This is a genomic window from Citrobacter sp. RHBSTW-00887, from assembly GCF_013728095.1.
Taxonomy (GTDB): Bacteria; Pseudomonadota; Gammaproteobacteria; order Enterobacterales; family Enterobacteriaceae; genus Citrobacter; species Citrobacter braakii.
The window spans coordinates 4,605,705-4,625,827 of the sequence record NZ_CP056267.1 but is presented as its reverse complement, the minus strand read 5'-3'; the positions used below and the strand labels follow the sequence as shown (position 1 = coordinate 4,625,827).

Sequence of the window (20,123 nt, the reverse complement as noted above, 5' to 3'; positions counted from 1 at the left end):
CGTCTCCTTAAATACCGTCGCGTTCCAGCGGACAACTCATGCAGCGCGCACCGCCGCGCCCACGTCCCAGTTCGTCGCCAGGAATGGGTAAAACAGTGATGCCAGCTTTGTCGTATTTTTCGTTGGTCCAGATGTTGCGTTCGTAGCCCACCACGACCCCGGGGCGCAGCGTCAGAACATTGTTCGCGTCATTCCACTGTTCGCGTTCAGCTTCGAAGGCGTCGCCACCGGTGGTGATCAGATTGATCTGGTCGAGGCCAAGAGCTTTTTCGAGGGCATGTACCAGCGTACTTTCCTGGGTGCGTTTCAGGCCGCCGCGCCCGTCTGGTGTCAGGGTCCAGCACTGGACATCCGGGCGCACCACTTCCGGGTAGACGGAGAAGGTATCGATATCGATGTGGGTCATGACGGTATCGAGGTGCATACAGGAGCGATGTTTCGGCAGTTCGACTGCGATGACGCGTTCTGCCTGGCGATGCTTAAATAGCGACTGGGCAAGGAACTCAATGCCCTGCGGCGTGGTACGTTCCGACATACCGATGAGAACTGCGCCGCGACCAATGACCAGTACATCTCCACCTTCTAATGTGGCGTGGTCGTAATTAATATTTTCATCGCCGAAATATTTAATAAAATCACCATCGGCAAATTGTGGATGCCAACGGTAAATCGCCCGCAAGTTATTAGTTTCTCGTTGACGTGCAGTTTTTGCCATCGGATTAATGGATACGCCGTTATATATCCAGCATGAGGTGTCGCGGGTAAATAAGTGGTTTGGTAATGGCTTCATAATAAAGTCATTAATATCGTGAGTATCGACCACCATATTTTTGATTGAGGCAGGAATTTCTCCGTATGTCAGCCCACCGCTTAAATGTCGGGCGAGCTCCCGGTGCTGCATATCTGCAAGCCAGGCGCGAATATCCGTGGCGAAAGCGGGGCCAAGCCGATAATCAGAAATTTGTGTATCCAGTAGCCAGATTTTGGCATCGGGGATATCCAGAGTTTGTGTCAATAAATCAGTGAGTAACAGAACCTCAATTCCCTGTTGACGTAACGTGTTGGCGAAAATGTCATGCTCTTCTCCTGCACGTTCTACCGAAAGAACATCATCAAAAAGCAGTTCCTGGCAATTTGACGGCGTCAGCCTTTTTAGGCTGAGGTTAGGGCGATGTAGCATTACGCTACGTAATTGACCGATTTCAGACCCGACATAATGCTTTTCCATCATTATTCCTTTAATACGATTTTAAAAAATAAAGAGGAGGTGCCTGCAAATAATGTTTATTGCAGTCATGATTTTTCAGCTGATTTCAGAATCTATATTTAGATCTTATCTGATATAGAAACGTGATTCATTTCACAGTCGGGTCGATGTTTGGCATTTGTTGTTTAATTTATGAGATGGCTCTGAGAATTTAAAAAATAAAAACATGAATAATTGAATTACTACGCAGGAATATGTCTTGTTATTTAGCTGTGTTAATTTTATGTACATATCTAAATATTTAATAAATTAAATAGTGCTTTGATTTTTATATGTTTTTCTATATTTAATGAATTTTTATGCGAATCTATTATTTTATTATTTGTGCTGTAAGGTTTATTTCAAAATAAATATGACGATGAAGAAAGATAACGAAGGAGACGTAAACTGTGATCGATTGCTGGTTTTTATAACAAAGCTTTCTATAACAGTGAGTTAGTGACTGACTTGAAAAGTATGAGACGAAAGTTATGCAGAGTTTATGCATAACCTGTTGCTGGCTATTAGCAATTATTTAACATCATCAGCGATAAACATGCGTTGACGCAAAATATCGGCAAATAGCAGTGGTATGGCAGACCGTTTTTTCGTATAACAACTAAAATGAAACGATGTTTTAATTAAGGGGTTTGAAATGATTGTCGGCAATATTCACAACCTGGATGCCTGGCTGCCGGAAGAGCTGCGTCAGGCGATTGAGCACATTAAAGCGCACGTGACGGATGCGACGGAGAAGGGTAAGCACGACATCGACGGCGAACGTCTGTTCTATCTGATTGCTGAAGATATGACGGAGCCGTTTGCGCAGCGCCGCGCCGAATATCACGCTCGCTATCTGGATATTCAGATCCTGCTCAAAGGTCAGGAAGGCATGACTTTCAGCACGCAGCCTGCGGGCGCACCGGAAACTGACTGGTTGGCGGATAAAGATATCGCCTTCCTGCCGGAAGGCGAACAGGAGAAAACGGTGGTGCTGAACGAAGGTGACTTCGTCGTCTTTTATCCGGGCGAAGTGCATAAACCGCTGTGCGCGGTCGGCGCTCCTGCGCTGGTACGCAAAGCCGTGGTGAAAATGCGGGTAGCATAAACCAGTTTGCCGGGTGCGACTTACCCGGCCTACGGAAGTACGATGGTAGGCCGGATAGGGTGCGTCAGCATCGCCATCCGGCAATTCAATCACGCAATGCTATGATTTGGAAAGCGTCGCGACCATCACCGCTTTGATGGTGTGCATTCGGTTTTCCGCCTGATCAAATACGATACTGGCGGGTGACTCAAACACCTCGTCGGTCACTTCCATGCCGCCGTGCAGACCATATTCCTGCGCCATTTGTTTGCCAAGCGTGGTTTGATCGTCATGGAACGCAGGCAGGCAGTGCAGGAATTTCACCTGTGGATTGCCGGTCAACGCCATCATCGCGCTATTAACCTGGTACTTACGCAGTTGTGCAATACGTTCGGCCCATTTCTCTTTCGCTTCGCCCATCGATACCCAGACGTCGGTATAGATGAAGTCCGCGCCTTTCACGCCCGTGGCGACATCTTCGGTTAGCGTTATATTGCCGCCGTTTTTCTGTGCCAGCGCTTTGCACTCCGCAACGAGGCTTTCCTCCGGCCAGCAGGCCTGGGGCGCGACCAGACGCAGATCCAGTCCGGTTAACGCAGCGGCTTCCAGCATGGAATTGCCCATATTGTTGCGGGCATCGCCGGTGTAGACCAGCACCATCTCATTAAACGCTTTACCCGGCAGGTGTTCCTGCATCGTGAGTAAATCCGCCAGCAACTGGGTGGGGTGAAATTCGTTGGTTAATCCGTTCCAAACCGGAACTCCGGCATATTCCGCCAGCGTCTCGACAATTTCCTGACCGTGGCCCCGATACTGAATACCGTCGTACATACGACCGAGTACGCGGGCGGTGTCTTTGATCGACTCTTTATGACCAATCTGGCTGCCGCTCGGCCCGAGATACGTCACGCGCGCGCCCTGATCGTATGCGGCAACTTCGAAAGAGCAACGGGTGCGGGTTGAGTCTTTTTCGAAGATGAGCGCGATGTTTTTACCGGTGAGTTTAGCGACCTCGGTACCGTTTTTCTTATCCGTCTTGAGCTGCGCGGCGAGCTGGAGCAGTGACGTGAGTTCAGCAGAGGTGAAATCAAGCAGTTTCAAAAAATGTTTCTGATAAAACGCAGACATAGTTCCCTCACATGGCTTAGGCCATTTATTGAATTAAAATTCAATTTATATGGATGTTTATTCATTTGCAACCTTGTTTAACAAATCTTTCCTGGAAAGGTGGAGGCAATGACAGCGGTATGTGACAATAAGAGTATCGGCAGGACATTATGAGGAATGAGCCATGGCAAACCCGGAACTACTGGAAGAACAGCGTGAAGAAACGCGCTTGATTATTGAAGAGTTACTCGAAGATGGCAGCGATCCAGACGCGCTGTACACCATCGAGCATCACCTTTCCGCGGACGACTTTGAAACCCTGGAAAAAGCGGCAGTAGAAGCCTTCAAGCTGGGTTATGAAGTGACCGAGCCGGAAGAGCTGGAGGTGGAAGAGGGCGACACGGTTATTTGCTGTGACATCCTGAGCGAATGTGCTCTGAATGCCGAGTTGATCGACGCTCAGGTTGAGCAACTGATGAACCTGGCTGAAAAATTTGATGTGGAATACGACGGTTGGGGCACCTATTTTGAAGACCCGAACGGCGAAGAAGGTGAAGACGGCGACGATGAAGACCTCGTCGACGAAGATGATGACGGCGTGCGTCACTAAGTCATCTGCTGACCTACGGTAGCGTCTGCTGCCGTAGGCCAAGGATAACGTATGGATTACCTGCAAATACTCTCCCCGATCCACAACTTCCTGCACTGTAAAACGCCCCAGGCCTGGCTTGATAAAGCGCGAGCCCCGGCGAATCTCCCTCTGTTACTGACGGATCATCTCGTCTGCGAGCTAAAAGCGGCGCAAACGGCCATGCTGCTGGTGCGTAAGTATGTTGCAGATAAACAGGGATCGCAGGCGCTACTGGACTGGCTGAAACCCTATGAAGCGTATGCTTTCAGAGAAGGGGATGAACCGGATTTTATCGCGCTGAATAAACAGATAAGCAAAAGCGTAATGCCGCAAACTGACGACCCGTGGGGGCGCAAGCTGATCGACAGCATGGTTTTGCTGATCAAAGAAGAGCTGCACCACTTCTGGCAGGTGCGTGAGGCGATGATGAGCCGCAACATTCCCTATGTCAAAATTACCGCCAGCCGTTATGCCAAAGGCATGCTCAAAGAGGTGCGAACCCACGAGCCATTAACGCTAATCGACAAACTGATTTGCGGGGCTTACATTGAGGCGCGTTCTTGTGAACGGTTCGCCGCGCTGGCGCCGTATTTGGATGACGATTTACAGGCATTTTATCTTTCTCTGCTGCGATCCGAGGCGCGGCACTATCAGGACTATCTGGCTCTGGCACAGCAGGTTTCTGCCGACGATATCAGTAGTCGGGTGCGGTTCTTTGGCGAAGTAGAAGCCGCATTGATTACTTCTCCCGACGATGAATTCCGCTTCCACAGCGGCGTGCCAGCCTGACTCTCTTCTCTGACGCGCGGCGCTAATCGTCGCGCGGTTTTACCTTTCCTGTTTCCATTAGCAAAATCTGGTGGCTGGAAATCGCTCGCTGCTGCCGTAATAATCAAAACACACGAAGGGGAAATATATCCCCGCAACAGAGACTGTTTTGCATAAGGATGGTTAATGAACTGGGCACACGTATTGTTGGCGGGTTATATCGGGGCGGTGATTGCTATCGTCGTTGGCATGTTTCGCAAAAAAGGCTGGCTGGGAAAGATCTCCGGCGCGGTGGTTTTTGTGGTAGCGATTGTCGCGTGGAATCTGTTTGATGTGCACTACCTGATCCCGCACGAAAGCCCTGATTATGGGCTGACGGACGCGCAGAAATTTGAAAATGCGATGCTGGCAATGCCTGTTTATCAGGTACTTAAAGAGCAGGAACCCGCGTTATGGCAGAATATCCTCAACCAGGCAACGCAACTGAAAGAAGCTGGGAAAAGCGAGCAACAGATTATCGACGCTATTCAGCCGCAAATCCTGCAGGTACAGATGGCGCGTTTGCAGCAGGCACCCGATGCCAATGTGATTGAGTATATGAAAATTAACCTCGAGCAGATTGCTGCGGTGGCAAAAGTGGGCGATGACGAGTGTTTTCGCTTTCTGTTCCCGGCGGTGAAAGGCGGGATTAACCCGGTGCGTATTATTCCGCGGGAGCTGATGAATCGTCGTATGGCCAGCGACATGAGTATGATGCACGCGGCTTATGGCCCGAACAAACATACGGTTACGGCGCAAGAGAAACAGCTGGCGCTTCAGGATCTGCAATCCATCGGCCCGGGATTGGTACAGCGCTTTGGACCGGATATCCAGATTATGGCTGATCCGAGTAAAGGTGTGGGCAAAGAGAAAGTCGCTTGTGAAATGGTGCAGGATTTATGGTCACAGGTGCTGACGCTGCCAACCGCTCGCGCGGCTGGCGTCATTCGGCTGATGCTCTCCGCCGAAATGCAGTAACACAACCATTGCCCCTCCGGCTGAAGTCAGAGGGGTTTTAACATCCGCACTTCGCAATCCACGTGCCCGGTACAGCCCAGCGCTTCGCTGATATGCTCAAACCCTAAATGTTCATACAGGCGGATTGCCTCGGTCAGAAACGCCGTGGTCTCCAGATAGCACTGTTTGAAACCCTGTTCACGGGCATGTTCGAGGGCCATCAGCGCCAGCTTTTTCGCCAGCCCCTGACCGCGTGCGCTCGACAGGAAGTACATCTTTTGCAGTTCGCAAATGTCCGGTTCGCTACATCCTAACGGCGCAACGCCGCCGCCGCCCACGACTTCACCGTTTTGCTCAACCACCCAGTAGGCCGCGCCCGGCTGGCTGTAAACCTGGAATAGTTCATCCAGATTAGGGTCGGCAACGGTATAGCCCTTATCGGCAGTAAGCCCGTATTCAGCGGAAACATTGCGGATCACCGCAGCGATAGCGGCATTATCTGCTGCGGTGATTCGGCGCAGCGTCGCCGCGACGGAGGTAATGGCACTCATAGCGAACTCATGACATAAAAGTGAGACATATGCAGTTAATACCACTGCGGTAAGGGGAAGCGCAAGCGAGGATAATTCAACAAAAAGCCTCTGAGCATATGCGTCAGAGGCTTTTATCGTCTGCGGTGTTGGATGCGATACGCTTATCCGATAAACAGCTTTACAGCGCGGCGATGACCGCCTGCTGCTCAATCAGTTTCGCTTTCGCTTCCGCATAACCGTCCAGCTTCTCACGCTCTTTGGCGATAACTGCTTCCGGTGCGCGAGCAACGAAACCTTCGTTGGAAAGTTTGCCTTCGATACGGGCAATCTCACCTTCGATTTTCGCCACTTCTTTCGCCAGACGCGCCAGCTCATCTTCTTTATTGATGAGGCCAGCCATCGGGATCAGCAGCTCGGCGCCGTCGATGATTTTGGTCACGGAGACCGGACCTTTGTCATCGGCTGGCAGTACGGTGATGCTTTCCAGACGCGCCAGGGTCAGCAGGAAGCTGCGGTTATCGTTCACACGGCGCATCGCATCAGCGCTGCAACCGCGCAGCAACAGTTCGAGCGGTTTACCTGGGGCGATGTTCATTTCCGCACGGATGTTACGTACGGCAACGATCGCCTGCTTCAGCCATTCGGTATCAGCCAGCGCGGCTACATCAACCTGTGCGGCGTTATATTCCGGGAACGGCTGCAGCATGATGGTGTCGGCGGTAATACCGGAAATCACCTTCACGCGCTGCCAGATGGTCTCGGTGATGAACGGGATGATCGGATGCGCCAGGCGCAGCAGACCTTCCAGAACGGTGACCAGCGTATTGCGGGTGCCGCGCAGTTCAGACTCGGAACCGCCGTTCATTACCGGCTTGGTCAGCTCCAGATACCAGTCGCAGAACTGGTTCCAGGTGAATTCGTACAGAATGCCCGCGGCGATGTCGAAGCGGAAGTTGTCCAGCGCTTCGCGGTACGCTTTGATGGTCTGGTTGAATTCAGCAAGGATCCAGCGATCCGCCAGCGACAGGGTCATTTCGCCGCCGTTGAAGCCGCAATCCTGGTCTTCGGTGTTCATCAGCACGAAGCGGCTGGCGTTCCACAGCTTGTTACAGAAGTTACGGTAACCTTCCAGACGCTTCATATCCCAGTTGATGTCGCGACCGGTAGAGGCCAGCGCCGCCAGGGTGAAGCGCAGTGCGTCGGTGCCGTGCGGCTCGATGCCGTCCGGGAACTGCTTCTCGGTACGCTTGGCAATCTTCTCGGCCAGTTGCGGCTGCATCATGTTGCCGGTACGTTTCTCCAGCAGTTCTGCCAGGGAGATTCCGTCGACCATATCCAGCGGGTCAATGACGTTGCCCTTGGATTTGGACATCTTCTGGCCTTCGTCGTCGCGGATCAGACCGGTCATGTAGACGGTCTTAAACGGCACTTGCGGCTTGCCGTTTTCATCTTTGATGAAGTGCATGGTCATCATGATCATGCGGGCAATCCAGAAGAAGATGATGTCGAAACCGGAAACCATCACGCTGGTTGGGTGGAACTGACGCAGCGCGTCGGTGTTTTCCGGCCAGCCCAGGGTAGAGAAGGTCCACAGTGCGGAGGAGAACCAGGTATCGAGTACGTCTTCGTCCTGGCGAAGCTGAATGTCGGCACCGAGGTTGTTTTCCTGACGCACTTCGTCTTCGGTACGGCCAACGTAGACGTTGCCGTCGTTGTCATACCATGCCGGGATACGGTGACCCCACCACAGCTGACGGGAAATACACCAGTCCTGAATATCGCGCATCCAGGAGAAGTACATGTTTTCGTACTGCTTCGGTACGAACTGAATGTCGCCGTTTTCAACCGCTTCAACCGCCGGTTTCGCCAGCACGTCGGCACGGACGTACCACTGGTCGGTCAGCATCGGTTCAATAACCACGCCGCCACGGTCGCCGTAAGGTACGGTCAGGTCGTGCGGTTTAATTTCTTCCAGCAGGCCCAGCGCATCAACAGCGGCAACCACCGCTTTACGCGCGGCAAAGCGCTCCAGCTTCTGGAACTCAGCCGGGATTTCATTGGAATAAACGTCAGACTCTTCGCCTTTGGTGTCGTACACTTCCGCGGTTTCACGGATGTCGCCGTCAAAGGTCAGAATATTGATCATCGGCAGGCCGTGACGTTTCCCGACTTCGTAGTCGTTAAAGTCGTGCGCCGGGGTGATCTTCACGCAGCCGGTGCCTTTTTCCATATCAGCGTGTTCATCGCCGACGATGGGAATGCGGCGGTTAACCAGCGGCAGAACAACAAACTTGCCAATCAGATCTTTATAACGCGGATCTTCCGGGTTGACGGCCACGCCGGTATCGCCCAGTACGGTTTCCGGACGGGTGGTGGCGACGACCAGGTAATCTTTACCATCAGCGGTTTTCGCGCCGTCGGCCAGCGGATAGCGGATGTGCCACATTGAGCCTTTCGACTCGCGGTTTTCCACTTCCAGGTCGGAAATCGCGGTGCGCAGTTTCGGGTCCCAGTTCACCAGGCGCTTGCCACGGTAAATCAGGTCTTCTTTGTACAGGCGAACGAAGACTTCTTTCACGGCATTGGAAAGACCTTCGTCCATAGTGAAGCGCTCGCGCTCCCAGTCAACGGAGTTGCCGAGACGGCGCATCTGGCGGGTGATGGTGCCGCCGGATTCCGCTTTCCACTGCCAGATTTTGTCGATAAACGCTTCGCGACCGTAGTCGTGGCGGGTTTTACCTTCTTCAGCGGCAATCTTACGCTCAACCACCATCTGGGTTGCGATACCCGCGTGATCGGTACCTGCCTGCCACAGAGTGTTTTTACCCTGCATGCGCTGGTAGCGGATCATGGTATCCATGATGGTTTGCTGGAAAGCATGACCCATATGCAAACTGCCGGTGACGTTCGGCGGCGGGATCATGATGCAGAAGGACTCTTTGCTTTCATCGCCGTTAGGTTTGAAATAGCCCTGCTTTTCCCAGTGCTCGTAAAGCGGCTGTTCGATATCTTGTGGGTTGTATGTCTTTTCCATTATTTCCAGGTTGCCGTATTCAGGTTAAAACCAGCCACGCGGTAAGCTTTGTAGCGATCGCGTGCCGATTGTTTCAAAGAATCTTCGTAAGGGACGAAGTCTATCACTTCTGTGAAAGCGGTGGCAAAATCTGCAAAGCCAACGCGCAAACTGATAAGCAGGTCGCGCGGGCTGCTGTTGCGTTTCTCCGGCCAGGCAATTTCTACCGGTGCGCCGCCTCTGGGGCCTTCACCTGCCAGATTATGCGGAACAAAGCTTTCTGCCGGTCTTGCCCACAGGGCTTCATCCAGTCGAAGAGCCTGCTTTTCGTTTTCGCAGGCGATCAGCACGCGCTTGCCAGTACGCCAACGTTCTGCGGCAATTTCACACACCAACTGCTCGACGGCGCTTAAGCCATCGTGTTGCGTGTCATTGTCCAGAAGATAGAAAGTTGCGTTTCTCATATATGGGGCTTCTTCTGGTGAATTTAAATGCGTTGCCATGATGCACAACCGTAGGCCGGATGGCGTTGCGCTTATCCGGCCTACGGGTCTTATTGCTTGTGCTTACCGCCTTACTCTTCGCCGTTAAAACCGGCACGGTTGAGCAGGAACTGCGACAGCAGCGCCACCGGACGACCGGTTGCGCCTTTGGCTTTCCCTGAACGCCATGCGGTACCGGCGATATCGAGGTGCGCCCAGTTGTACTTACGGGTAAAGCGTGACAGGAAGCAGCCCGCGGTAATGGCGCCGCCAGGACGTCCGCCGATGTTCGCCATATCCGCAAAGTTGGACTCTAGCTGCTCCTGGTATTCATCACCCAGCGGTAAACGCCACGCGCGGTCGCCAGCCTGTTCGGACGCACCGATCAGCTCATGCGCCAGCGGGTTGTGGTTCGACATCAGTCCGGTGATGTGATGGCCCAGCGCAATCACGCACGCGCCGGTCAGGGTTGCGACGTCAATCACCGCTTCTGGCTCAAAGCGCTCGACGTAGGTTAATACGTCGCACAGGACCAGACGGCCTTCGGCATCGGTATTGAGAACTTCAACGGTCTGACCAGACATGGTGGTCAGCACGTCGCCTGGACGATACGCACGGCCACCCGGCATGTTTTCGCAGCCTGCCAGCACGCCGACGACATTGATTGGCAGCTGAAGCTCGGCCACCATGCGCATCACGCCATATACCGCTGCCGCGCCGCACATGTCGTATTTCATCTCATCCATGCCTTCGGCTGGTTTGATGGAGATACCGCCAGAGTCAAAGGTTAACCCTTTACCGACCAGCACGATCGGACGTGCGTCTTCGGACGGATTGCCTTTGTACTCGATGACCGACATCAGCGACTCATTCTGCGAGCCGTGACCGACGGCCAGATAAGAGTGCATGCCCAGCTCTTTCATCTGCTGCTCGCCGATCACGCGGGTTACAACATTTTTGCTGTAGCTGTCTGCCAGCTGGCGCGCCTGAGAGGCGAGGTAGGCGGCGTTACAGATGTTCGGCGGCATGTTGCCGAGATCTTTTGCTGCTTTAATGCCGGCGGCGATCGCCAGACCGTGCTGGATCGCACGCTCACCGCTGGTCAGTTCCCGGCGGGTCGGTACGTTGAAGACCATTTTACGCAGCGGACGACGCGGCTCGCTTTTGTTGGTCTTCAATTGATCAAAGCTGTACAGCGTTTCCTGTGCTGTCTCAACGGCCTGACGCACTTTCCAGTAGTTATTGCGCCCTTTGACGTGCAGCTCAGTCAGGAAGCAGACGGCTTCCATTGAGCCAGTATCATTCAGCGTATTGATGGTTTTCTGAATGACCTGCTTGTACTGGCGCTCATCAAGCTCGCGCTCTTTGCCACAACCAATGAGGAGAATTCGCTCAGACAGAACGTTAGGAACATGGTGCAGCAACAGGGTTTGACCTGGTTTGCCTTCCAGTTCGCCACGACGCAGCAGTGCGCTGATGTACCCGTCGCTGATCTTGTCGAGCTGCTCTGCAATCGGAGAGAGACGGCGTGGTTCAAAGACACCCACGACGATGCACGCACTCCGCTGTTTCTCCGGGCTACCGCTTTTTACACTGAACTCCATGCACTACGCTCCTGAATCTTAAAGACAACGGCGGTGGCTACGGATAGAATTGCAAGCTTTCGTAACTCATACCCGCTGTTGCGGTGACTTCGTGTTAATCTTAACGTTATTACGGCATTGGCACGTCAGAACAATTTCTGAGAGGTGGATCCGTTGAGTATAATGATCTTAGCGACGATTTCGACGACTCAAGAGAATAAATGACGTTTAAGCCATGAAACAAGCTAAATTCCGGCAAAAGACGGGTTTTTACGGGCGTATTTAAAGTGATAATCATAAGATATCTGGTTCGGGAAACGCTCAAAAGCCAACTTGCGATCCTATTCATCCTGCTTTTGATCTTCTTTTGTCAAAAGTTAGTCAGGATCCTTGGTGCGGCGGTTGACGGTGATATCCCGGCGAATCTGGTGCTCTCGCTGCTGGGGCTGGGCGTGCCAGAAATGGCGCAACTTATCTTGCCATTAAGCCTGTTCCTCGGGCTGCTGATGACGCTGGGCAAACTGTATACCGAAAGTGAAATTACGGTCATGCACGCCTGCGGGCTGAGCAAGGCTGTCTTAGTAAAAGCGGCGATGGTGCTGGCGCTGTTTACCAGTATTATTGCGGCGGTCAACGTGATGTGGGCCGGACCGTGGTCCTCCAGACATCAGGACGAAGTCCTGGCGGAGGCGAAAGCGAACCCCGGTATGGCGGCGCTTGCTCAGGGGCAATTCCAGCAGGCGACTAACGGCGGCTCGGTGCTGTTCATCGAAAGCGTTGACGGCAGTAACTTCAACGATGTGTTCCTCGCGCAAATCCGCCCGAAAGGTAACGCCCGGCCTTCGGTGGTGGTAGCGGACTCCGGTCATCTTACCCAATTGCGCGATGGCTCTCAGGTCGTGACGCTGAACCAGGGGACGCGTTTTGAAGGGACCGCGCTGCTGCGCGATTTCCGCATTACCGACTTCCAGAATTATCAGGCGATTATCGGTCATCAGGCCGTGGCGCTGGATCCAAACGATACCGACCAGATGACCATGCGTACGCTATGGACGACCGACACCGATCGCGCCCGTGCGGAGCTGACCTGGCGTATCACGTTAGTATTCACCGTATTTATGATGGCGCTGATGGTTGTACCGCTGAGCGTGGTTAACCCGCGTCAGGGTCGCGTACTGTCCATGCTGCCAGCAATGCTGCTTTATTTGCTGTTCTTCCTGGTTCAGACATCGCTGAAGTCGAACGGCGGCAAAGGTAAGCTGGATCCGGTGTTCTGGATGTGGACGGTTAACCTGGCGTATCTGGCGCTGGCGATTGTGCTTAACCTCTGGGATACGGTGCCGATGCGCCGCTTACGTGCCCGTTTTATGCGTAAAGGAGCGGTATAATGCAGCCTTTTGGTGTACTTGACCGCTATATCGGTAAAACCATTTTCACCACCATCATGATGACGTTGTTCATGCTGGTGTCGCTCTCCGGGATCATCAAGTTTGTCGACCAGCTGAAAAAAGCCGGGCAGGGGAGCTACGATGCGATGGGCGCCGGGCTGTATACCCTGCTCAGCGCGCCGAAAGATATCCAGATCTTCTTCCCGATGGCGGCGCTGCTGGGTGCTTTGCTGGGGCTGGGCATGCTGGCGCAGCGCAGTGAACTGGTGGTCATGCAGGCTTCTGGCTTTACCCGTATGCAGGTGGCGTTGTCGGTGATGAAAACCGCGATTCCGCTGGTGCTGCTGACGATGGCCATCGGCGAATGGGTGGCGCCGCAGGGCGAACAGATGGCGCGTAACTACCGTGCGCAGCAGATGTACGGCGGCTCGCTGCTCTCTACCCAGCAAGGTTTGTGGGCGAAAGATGGCGACAGCTTTGTCTACATTGAGCGGGTGAAAGGTGACGCCGAGTTAGGCGGAATTAGCATCTACTCCTTTAACGACAAGCGCCGTTTGCAGTCCGTCCGCTATGCCGCAAGTGCGACGTTTGACCCGGAGCAGAAGGTCTGGCGTTTGTCGCAGGTGGATGAATCCAACCTGACCGATCCGAAGCAAATCACCGGCTCGCAGACGGTGAGCGGTACCTGGAAAACCAACCTTACACCCGACAAGCTCGGCGTCGTGGCGTTGGATCCTGATGCGCTCTCGATTAGTGGTCTGCATAACTACGTGAAGTACCTGAAGTCGAGCGGCCAGGACGCCGGACGCTACCAGCTCAATATGTGGAGCAAAGTCTTCCAGCCGCTGTCTGTGGCGGTAATGATGCTGATGGCGCTGTCGTTTATCTTTGGTCCGCTGCGTAGCGTCCCGATGGGCGTGCGCGTGGTGACAGGGATTAGCTTCGGCTTTGTGTTCTATGTGCTGGACCAAATCTTTGGCCCGCTGACGCTGGTGTACGGCATTCCGCCGATTATCGGCGCGTTGCTGCCAAGCGCCAGCTTCTTCCTGATAAGCCTGTGGCTGATGCTGCGTAAGTCCTGATATTCGCCCCTCCCGCTGTGCGGGAGGGGCGCCTTCCTGCTAGCGTTTTCTCCCGCCCATCAAACTCCCCAACATGCCGCGGATTATCTGATTGGTGACCTGTCGCGCCGCGCTTTTCGCCACGCTTTGTACCACGCCATCGCGCTTGCCGCCGCGCGGTCCGGTGCTGCCAAACAGAATATCCTTCAATCCACCGAGAATACCGCCGTCCACATCGATCGCTTTACCGTTGGCGGGAGGTGTATTTTGCTGCTCGGTGCTGGCCTGCACGCCTTGCTGTAAACGCTCATAGGCGGACTCGCGGTCGACCTGTTCTTCATATTTACCGTACAGCGAGGAGTGATTAATCAGCCCGTTACGCTCGTCATCCATCACCGGTCCCATCCGCGAGCACGGCGCAATCACCATTGCTCGTTCAACCACAGACGGGCTGCCTTTAGCGTCCAGAAACGACACCAGCGCCTCGCCGGTTCCCAGTTCCTGAATGGCTTTTTCGGTATCAAATGCCGGGTTGGCGCGCATGGTTTGCGCGGCGGTTTTCACCGCTTTCTGATCCTTCGGTGTAAACGCGCGCAGGGCGTGCTGCACGCGGTTCCCCAACTGACCGAGCACGTTGTCTGGAATATCTGACGGGTTTTGCGAGACGAACCACACGCCGACCCCTTTCGAGCGGATCAGGCGGATCACCTGTTCGATTTTATCCAGCAGCACCTGCGGGGCGTCGTTGAACAGCAGGTGAGCTTCATCGAAGAAGAACACCAGTTTTGGCTTCTCCAGATCGCCTGCTTCCGGCAACTGTTCGTACAGTTCGGAGAGCATCCACAGCAGGCTGGCGGCGTACAGTTTGGGCATCTGGTAGAGCTTCTCTGCGCTGAGGATGTTGATCATCCCTTTGCCGCTGGCGTCAGTTCGCATCCAGTCTTTGATGTCCAGCATCGGTTCGCCAAAGAAGTGCGCCGCCCCCTGTTGCTCCAGCGACAGCAGTCCACGCTGAATTGCCCCGACCGAGGCGCTGCTGATATTGCCATATTGATTCTGGAAGGATTTGGCGTTATCGCCGATGTACTGGGTAATGGCTCGCAGGTCTTTGAAATCGAGCAGCAGCAGACCCTGGTCATCAGCAATGCGGAAGATAATATCCAGCACGCCGGACTGTACGTCGTTGAGGTTCAGCAAACGGGCCAGCAGCAGCGGGCCGAGGTCAGATACCGTGGCCCGCACGGGGTGACCTTTTTCGCCGAAGATATCCCACACCGTGACCGGATTAGCATGCGGTTGCCAGTCGGTAATGCCGATATTTTTCAGGCGGGCGAGCAGCTTTTCAGAGGCCTGCCCTTCCTCGGCCACGCCGGTTAAGTCGCCTTTCACATCGGCCATAAATACCGGTACGCCAATTTCAGACAGCGATTCGGCCAGCTTTTGTAGCGTGACGGTTTTACCGGTCCCGGTCGCGCCGGTAATCAGTCCGTGACGGTTGGCCATGCCTGGCAGTAAAAACAGTTCGGTGTCCGGCGTGCGGGCAATTAGCAGGGGTGTGCTCATTGAGATTTCCTCCATTTATCTTGCCTGGAGTATAGGCAATGTCCATCAAAGAGAGTATGCGATGGCCGGAGAAAATGACTTAAAGCGTATTGCCGTGATAAATCTGGTACCCCAAATCCACGGTGTTGTGGTTATGGTCGTTGTTCTTGATTTTGCTCAGCAACATCTGCGCTGCCATGCGGCCAATGTCAAAACGCGGGGTGATCACGCTGGCGAGGCTTGGGATCATCTGCCTGCCCATTTCCAGCCCGTGGAAACCGGCAATCGAGATCTGTTCCGGAACGGCCAGATCGCGCTCGCGGCACAGCAGCAGCGCGCCCATCGCAATATCGTCGTTGGTGCAAAAAACGCCGTCTAAATCCGGATGCGCGGCGAGCGCGTCCCGCATCATCTGGGTGCCGAGATGGATGGACGAAATAGAACGCGGATTGACGCGCAGCGGCGCCAGACCCCTGCGCGTCATGGCATCGCAATAGCCGCGATAGCGCTGTTCATCGCGGACGTCGTCTTTCGAACCGAGATAGAGGATTTTGCGCCGCTGGCGTTTATCCAGCATGGTGCTGACCATATCAAACGCCGCCTGACGGTTATCGAAGCCTACTTCCATGTCCAGACGATCGCCCTGAATATCCATCAGCTCCACCACCGGAATGTTGGCTGAACGCAAAAACTTCACCGTGCGCAGGGTGTGATATTTTTCGGACAGGATAATGCCGTCGATATTGTATGACAGCAGATTGATCACCGACTCTTCCTCGGATTCCCGGTCGTAATTGTAGTTGGCGATCAGCGTCTGATAGTTATGGTCCGAGGTGACCGACTCAATGCCGGCCAGAATGTCAGCGAACAGCTGGTTTTGAAACGAGGGGATCAGCACACCAAGCGTATAGCTTTGCGCATTCAGCAGCATCGCGGGCGCGCGGTTGGGGATGTAATTAATCTCCTCCATAATCTGCGCGATGCGTTCGCCGGTTTCTTTTGCGACCTTTTTTGGCGAGCGAATGTAGCGGCTCACCGTCATTTTGGTCACGCCCGCCAGCGTGGCGATGTCTTGCAAAGAAATTCTGTGGTTCCTCATTTTCTCTCCAGTGCCGGGGAGCGCGGATCTGTGCTCCCCGGTGATGACCGTCTTAATGCAGAATGGCGTTCAGCGCCAGAACCCCCAGCAGCCCCATAATGGAAATCAGCGTCTCCATTACCGTCCAGGTACGCAACGTTTCCCCGACGCTGAGATTAAAATAGCCTTTAAACAGCCAGAATCCCGGATCGTTAACGTGGGAGGCAATCACGCTGCCCGCGCCGGTAGCCAGCACCATCAGCGCCGGGTCGGCATGAGTGACGTTGATAATCGGCAGCACCACGCCTGCGGTGGTGATCGCCGCCACGGTGGCTGAACCGAGCGCGATACGCAGCAAGGCGGCGACCGTCCAGCACATCAGCAGCGGAGAAAGCGACGTGCCGGTCATCAGGTGCGAGATATATTGCCCCACGCCGCTGTCGACCAGAACCTGCTTAAACGCGCCGCCCCCGGCGATGATAAACACAATCATCGCAATCGCACCGATAGAGTCGCCAATGATATCCATAATTTGCTCGATCGTACGTCCGTTACGCCGACCAAGGGTAAAAATAGCGAGCACGATAGCGATAAACAACGCGACCGCAGGGTTACCGATAAACTCAAAGAACACCCGTACGCTGTTGGTTTTCGGCAGCGTGATTTCGCACACTGCGGCGACCGCCATCAGTATGACCGGGATTACTGCGGCAAAGATACTGTTCCAGAACGACGGCATCTCTTCTTCGGTGAACAGATGCGGGTTGAATAACCCTTCCGGCGGCGCTTTCTCAAAGCGGGTCAGCAGCTTAGAAAACAGCGGCCCGGCAACAATCACCGTCGGGATAGTAATAATAAAGCCGTACAGCAGGGTGGTGCCGAGATTAGCCTCGAAAATGGTGGCAATCGCGGTCGGCCCCGGATGCGGCGGCAGAAAACAGTGGGTCACGGACAGCGCAGCTACCATCGGGACGCCAACATACAGCAGCGGCAGGCCGGAAGAGGCCACCACCGTAAACACCAGCGGCAGCAGCAGAACAAAGCCGACTTCGAAAAACATCGCCAGACCTACCACCAGTCCGGTGATCACCAGCGCCCACTGCACGCGTTTCTTACCAAACGTGCCAATTAACGTGGTGGCGATGCGCTGAGCCGCGCCGGTATCGGAAATCAGCTTACCGAGCATTGCGCCGAAGCCAAGGATCATCGCCAGACCGCCGAGCGTCCCGCCGATCCCATTTTGTATTGAGTGCAAAACGGCCTGGGCATCCATCCCTTCGGCAAAACCGACGACCGCCGCAACCAGGACCAGAGCAATAAAGCCGTTAACTTTAAAACCAATCATCAGGACCAGGAGCAGCGCGACGCCTGCCGCAATTATTATTAATGGCATAATCGTTTCTCTTATATCCCCGTCATACTTCAAGTTGCAGGTGTGTTGGCTGCGCTCACTCACCCGAATCACTTACTCAAGTAAGCTCATCGGGTTCATTCACTTGCCGCCGTCCCGCAACTCGAATTATTTAGGGGTGGCCAAAAATGCAGCGCCTGGGCGCTGCGTGATGTTGCGTTGTGTTGCATCAGACGGCGACCAGCATGCCGCCATCGACAAACAACAGGTGCCCGTTAACAAAATCGGATGCTTTGGAAGAGAGGAAGACCGCTGCGCCAATCAGCTCCTGCGGATCGCCCCAGCGCGCGGCTGGCGTACGTTTGCACAGCCAGGCGGTGAAGGCTTCATCCTCGACCAGCGCTTTGGTCATCTCGGTTTTGAAGTAGCCCGGTGCGATACCGTTGACCTGGATATTGTGGCGCGCCAGCTCAACGCACATACCGCGGGTGAGCATTTTCACCGCGCCTTTCGAGGCGGCATACGGCGTGATGGTGTCGCGGCCCAGTTCGCTCTGCATGGAGCAGATGTTGATGACCTTCCCGGCCTGACGTTCCACCATCCGACGCGTTACTGCCTGCGAGACCAGGAACACCGCCGTCTGGTTAACGGCAATCACATCGTTCCAGTCCTGCTCCGGGAACTCGGTAAACGGATGGCGGCGCTGAATACCGGCGTTATTCACCAGCACATCGATTGGGCCAATGTCTTTTTCGATATGGTCGATGGCGGCATCAATGTCCTGTTTCTGCGTAACATTGAAGGGCGCGGCAACGGCGCGGATCCCTTCCTGTTGCAGTTTGGCGACGGCGGCCTCCGCGCGCTCCGGCGTAATATCATTGACGATAATCTGCGCGCCATATTTACCCAGCCCGGTCGCCAGTAAATAACCAATACCCTGGGCCGAACCGGTGATCAGAATATTTTTGCCATCCAGTGAAAAAAGATCGTTCATTATGCTCTTCCTTATTTTGTTTCAGCAAAAACGAGCTGGACTTTCGCCGCCTGGGTTTTATCCCCGGCAAAGATCAGCGCCTGTTCAAGCTCGGTAAACGGATATTCAGCGCTGAGTAACGGCAGTGGATCGATAACGTTATTCGCCAGCCACGACACCGCGGTGTTGAACTCGGTGGTAAAGCGGAACGAGCCTTTGAGCGCGATCTCTTTGCCGATCAGCATCATCATCGGGAAGTCCGGTACCGCACCGCCCATGCCGACCTGCACCATCACGCCTTTCGCGCGGGTGACCTCCAGGCAGGTGGTGATTGAGGACGGATGACCGGAGACTTCGAAGCTGACGTCGAAGTAGCCTTTTTCTTTTTTCCACTCATCGAGCGAGTCCTGCTGCGGGTTGATCAGCGTGTCAGCACCCATCTGCTGGGCAAGCGACAGCGAGCGCGGGCTGATATCAGCACAGACAATTTCTGCTGCGCCGAGCGTTTTCACTGCGCTGACGATCAGGCAGCCGATAGGCCCCACGCCGGAGATAAACACGCGTTTGCCCTGCAGGTCTCCTGCTTCATGCGCGGCGTGTATTGCGACTGCCAGCGGTTCGGCAAAGGCCATGACTTTTTCATCGGCGTGCTGGGGGTAGGGGATGCACTGCGCGGTATCGACGGTTTTAAATCGGCTAAAGCCGCCGTCAACGTGGGGAAAATACATGGCGCTGCCAAAAAAGTGCATTTCCGTGCACTGGTTTTCTTCGTGCTGCAGACAGTATTTACAGTGGCCACAGGGCTTCGACGGATTAATAGCCACCGACTGACCTTCATGTAATTCTTTTGAGTCGCTGTGCACCACTTTACCAATAACTTCATGGCCTAAAATCATCGGTGCTTTAACGGTAAAATTACCGACTTTTCCTTCCTGATAATAATGTAAGTCGGAACCACAAATTCCGCCGCGGGTAATTTGCACCAGCGTTCCTTTATTATTCCATTCAATATTTTGGTCGGTAATGGCAACAGTTTTCTTACCCGCGACAACGCAGGATTGGGTTTTAACTTGCATAAATGCCTCACTGGTCAGGTAGTAACCTCGGCAGCATTTAAACGGTTTTGATTGTTATTATTTGTGATAAAGATCACGCTGGAAAATTGTTACACTACAATGTTACGCATAACGTGATGCGCCTTGTAAATCTGCTCAGCCACGCCGAAAAAAGGTGAATTCTGCAATGTGGAAGGCGTAGTATCGCGCCATGGAATATGAATCTGGA

19 protein-coding genes are annotated in these 20,123 nt (G+C 54.0%); 7 read left to right on the top strand and 12 right to left on the bottom strand.

Annotated elements, in window-relative coordinates; all coding sequences use genetic code 11:
* Nucleotides 1–7: 7 nt before the first annotated feature.
* Nucleotides 8–1,228 carry an arginine deiminase gene (gene arcA, locus HV314_RS21985; RefSeq protein WP_181548121.1) on the bottom strand — a complete coding sequence of 407 codons (1,221 nt, stop codon included), beginning with the start codon at nucleotides 1,226–1,228 and terminating at the stop codon, nucleotides 8–10.
* A 673-nt stretch (nucleotides 1,229–1,901) separates the two neighbouring features.
* Here arcA and HV314_RS21980 point away from each other — a divergent pair.
* A complete protein-coding gene (locus HV314_RS21980; RefSeq protein WP_016151499.1) occupies nucleotides 1,902–2,354 on the top strand; it encodes a YhcH/YjgK/YiaL family protein in 453 nt (150 codons plus the stop codon).
* Between the two features lie 99 nt (nucleotides 2,355–2,453).
* On the opposite strand, the gene argF is transcribed toward HV314_RS21980, so the two are convergent.
* Both argF and argL read right to left on the bottom strand, forming a co-directional pair.
* Entirely contained in the window at nucleotides 2,454–3,461 is a 1,008-nt protein-coding gene (gene argF, locus HV314_RS21975; protein ID WP_016155574.1) for an ornithine carbamoyltransferase, read from the bottom strand.
* A complete protein-coding gene (gene argL, locus HV314_RS27690) occupies nucleotides 3,431–3,526 on the bottom strand; it encodes a putative translational regulatory protein ArgL (protein WP_370916541.1) in 96 nt (31 codons plus the stop codon). Before argL ends, argF begins: the two co-directional genes overlap by 31 nt.
* A 98-nt stretch (nucleotides 3,527–3,624) precedes the next feature.
* Here argL and rraB point away from each other — a divergent pair, with 98 nt between their 5' ends.
* The 3 genes from rraB (at nucleotide 3,625) to HV314_RS21960 (ending at nucleotide 5,856) form a co-directional block, all read left to right on the top strand.
* Nucleotides 3,625–4,050: a ribonuclease E inhibitor RraB gene (rraB, locus tag HV314_RS21970; RefSeq protein WP_016151501.1), complete on the top strand. Its 426-nt coding sequence runs from the start codon at nucleotides 3,625–3,627 to the stop codon at nucleotides 4,048–4,050.
* Between the two features lie 51 nt (nucleotides 4,051–4,101).
* Nucleotides 4,102–4,860, top strand: a complete 759-nt coding sequence (gene miaE, locus HV314_RS21965; RefSeq protein ID WP_019078254.1) for a tRNA isopentenyl-2-thiomethyl-A-37 hydroxylase MiaE — start codon at nucleotides 4,102–4,104, stop codon at nucleotides 4,858–4,860.
* A gap of 165 nt (nucleotides 4,861–5,025) precedes the next feature.
* Nucleotides 5,026–5,856 (top strand): topoisomerase II, encoded by an 831-nt coding sequence (locus HV314_RS21960; RefSeq protein WP_181546728.1) that lies wholly within the window; start codon nucleotides 5,026–5,028, stop codon nucleotides 5,854–5,856.
* Between the two features lie 26 nt (nucleotides 5,857–5,882).
* Here HV314_RS21960 and HV314_RS21955 read toward each other — a convergent pair whose 3' ends face one another.
* The 4 genes from HV314_RS21955 to pepA form a co-directional block, all read right to left on the bottom strand.
* On the bottom strand, nucleotides 5,883–6,386 hold the full coding sequence (locus HV314_RS21955; RefSeq protein ID WP_181546727.1) for a GNAT family N-acetyltransferase: 504 nt from the start codon (nucleotides 6,384–6,386) through the stop codon (nucleotides 5,883–5,885).
* A gap of 160 nt (nucleotides 6,387–6,546) precedes the next feature.
* Nucleotides 6,547–9,402 (bottom strand): valine--tRNA ligase, encoded by a 2,856-nt coding sequence (gene valS / locus HV314_RS21950; RefSeq protein ID WP_181546725.1) that lies wholly within the window; start codon nucleotides 9,400–9,402, stop codon nucleotides 6,547–6,549.
* Nucleotides 9,402–9,845, bottom strand: a complete 444-nt coding sequence (gene holC / locus HV314_RS21945) for a DNA polymerase III subunit chi (RefSeq protein ID WP_181546723.1) — start codon at nucleotides 9,843–9,845, stop codon at nucleotides 9,402–9,404. The genes valS and holC overlap by 1 nt, the downstream gene beginning before the upstream one ends.
* 110 nt (nucleotides 9,846–9,955) lie before the next feature.
* On the bottom strand, nucleotides 9,956–11,467 hold the full coding sequence (gene pepA, locus HV314_RS21940; protein ID WP_003025870.1) for a leucyl aminopeptidase: 1,512 nt from the start codon (nucleotides 11,465–11,467) through the stop codon (nucleotides 9,956–9,958).
* Nucleotides 11,468–11,620: 153 nt separating this feature from the next.
* Here pepA and HV314_RS27210 point away from each other — a divergent pair, with 153 nt between their 5' ends.
* The 3 genes from HV314_RS27210 to lptG all read left to right on the top strand — a co-directional run bounded on the left by HV314_RS27210 (nucleotide 11,621) and on the right by lptG (nucleotide 13,916).
* Nucleotides 11,621–11,671 (top strand): hypothetical protein, encoded by a 51-nt coding sequence (locus HV314_RS27210; RefSeq protein ID WP_212723231.1) that lies wholly within the window; start codon nucleotides 11,621–11,623, stop codon nucleotides 11,669–11,671.
* A gap of 62 nt (nucleotides 11,672–11,733) precedes the next feature.
* Nucleotides 11,734–12,834 (top strand): LPS export ABC transporter permease LptF, encoded by a 1,101-nt coding sequence (gene lptF, locus HV314_RS21935; RefSeq protein WP_016151506.1) that lies wholly within the window; start codon nucleotides 11,734–11,736, stop codon nucleotides 12,832–12,834.
* Nucleotides 12,834–13,916: an LPS export ABC transporter permease LptG gene (gene lptG, locus HV314_RS21930; RefSeq protein ID WP_008786067.1), complete on the top strand. Its 1,083-nt coding sequence runs from the start codon at nucleotides 12,834–12,836 to the stop codon at nucleotides 13,914–13,916. The genes lptF and lptG overlap by 1 nt, the downstream gene beginning before the upstream one ends.
* A gap of 39 nt (nucleotides 13,917–13,955) precedes the next feature.
* Here lptG and HV314_RS21925 read toward each other — a convergent pair whose 3' ends face one another.
* The 5 genes from HV314_RS21925 to idnD all read right to left on the bottom strand — a co-directional run bounded on the left by HV314_RS21925 (nucleotide 13,956) and on the right by idnD (nucleotide 19,915).
* Nucleotides 13,956–15,458: a helicase HerA-like C-terminal domain-containing protein gene (locus HV314_RS21925; protein ID WP_181546721.1), complete on the bottom strand. Its 1,503-nt coding sequence runs from the start codon at nucleotides 15,456–15,458 to the stop codon at nucleotides 13,956–13,958.
* Between the two features lie 79 nt (nucleotides 15,459–15,537).
* Entirely contained in the window at nucleotides 15,538–16,536 is a 999-nt protein-coding gene (gene idnR / locus HV314_RS21920; RefSeq protein ID WP_094761000.1) for a DNA-binding transcriptional regulator IdnR, read from the bottom strand.
* Between the two features lie 52 nt (nucleotides 16,537–16,588).
* Nucleotides 16,589–17,908, bottom strand: a complete 1,320-nt coding sequence (idnT, locus tag HV314_RS21915; protein ID WP_016155581.1) for a gnt-II system L-idonate transporter — start codon at nucleotides 17,906–17,908, stop codon at nucleotides 16,589–16,591.
* A gap of 187 nt (nucleotides 17,909–18,095) precedes the next feature.
* Nucleotides 18,096–18,860, bottom strand: a complete 765-nt coding sequence (gene idnO, locus HV314_RS21910; RefSeq protein ID WP_016151510.1) for a gluconate 5-dehydrogenase — start codon at nucleotides 18,858–18,860, stop codon at nucleotides 18,096–18,098.
* Between the two features lie 11 nt (nucleotides 18,861–18,871).
* The gene (idnD, locus tag HV314_RS21905) at nucleotides 18,872–19,915 is read right to left on the bottom strand and encodes an L-idonate 5-dehydrogenase (RefSeq protein ID WP_181546718.1); all 1,044 of its coding nucleotides are present in this window, start codon (nucleotides 19,913–19,915) and stop codon (nucleotides 18,872–18,874) included.
* Nucleotides 19,916–20,123: the final 208 nt, after the last annotated feature.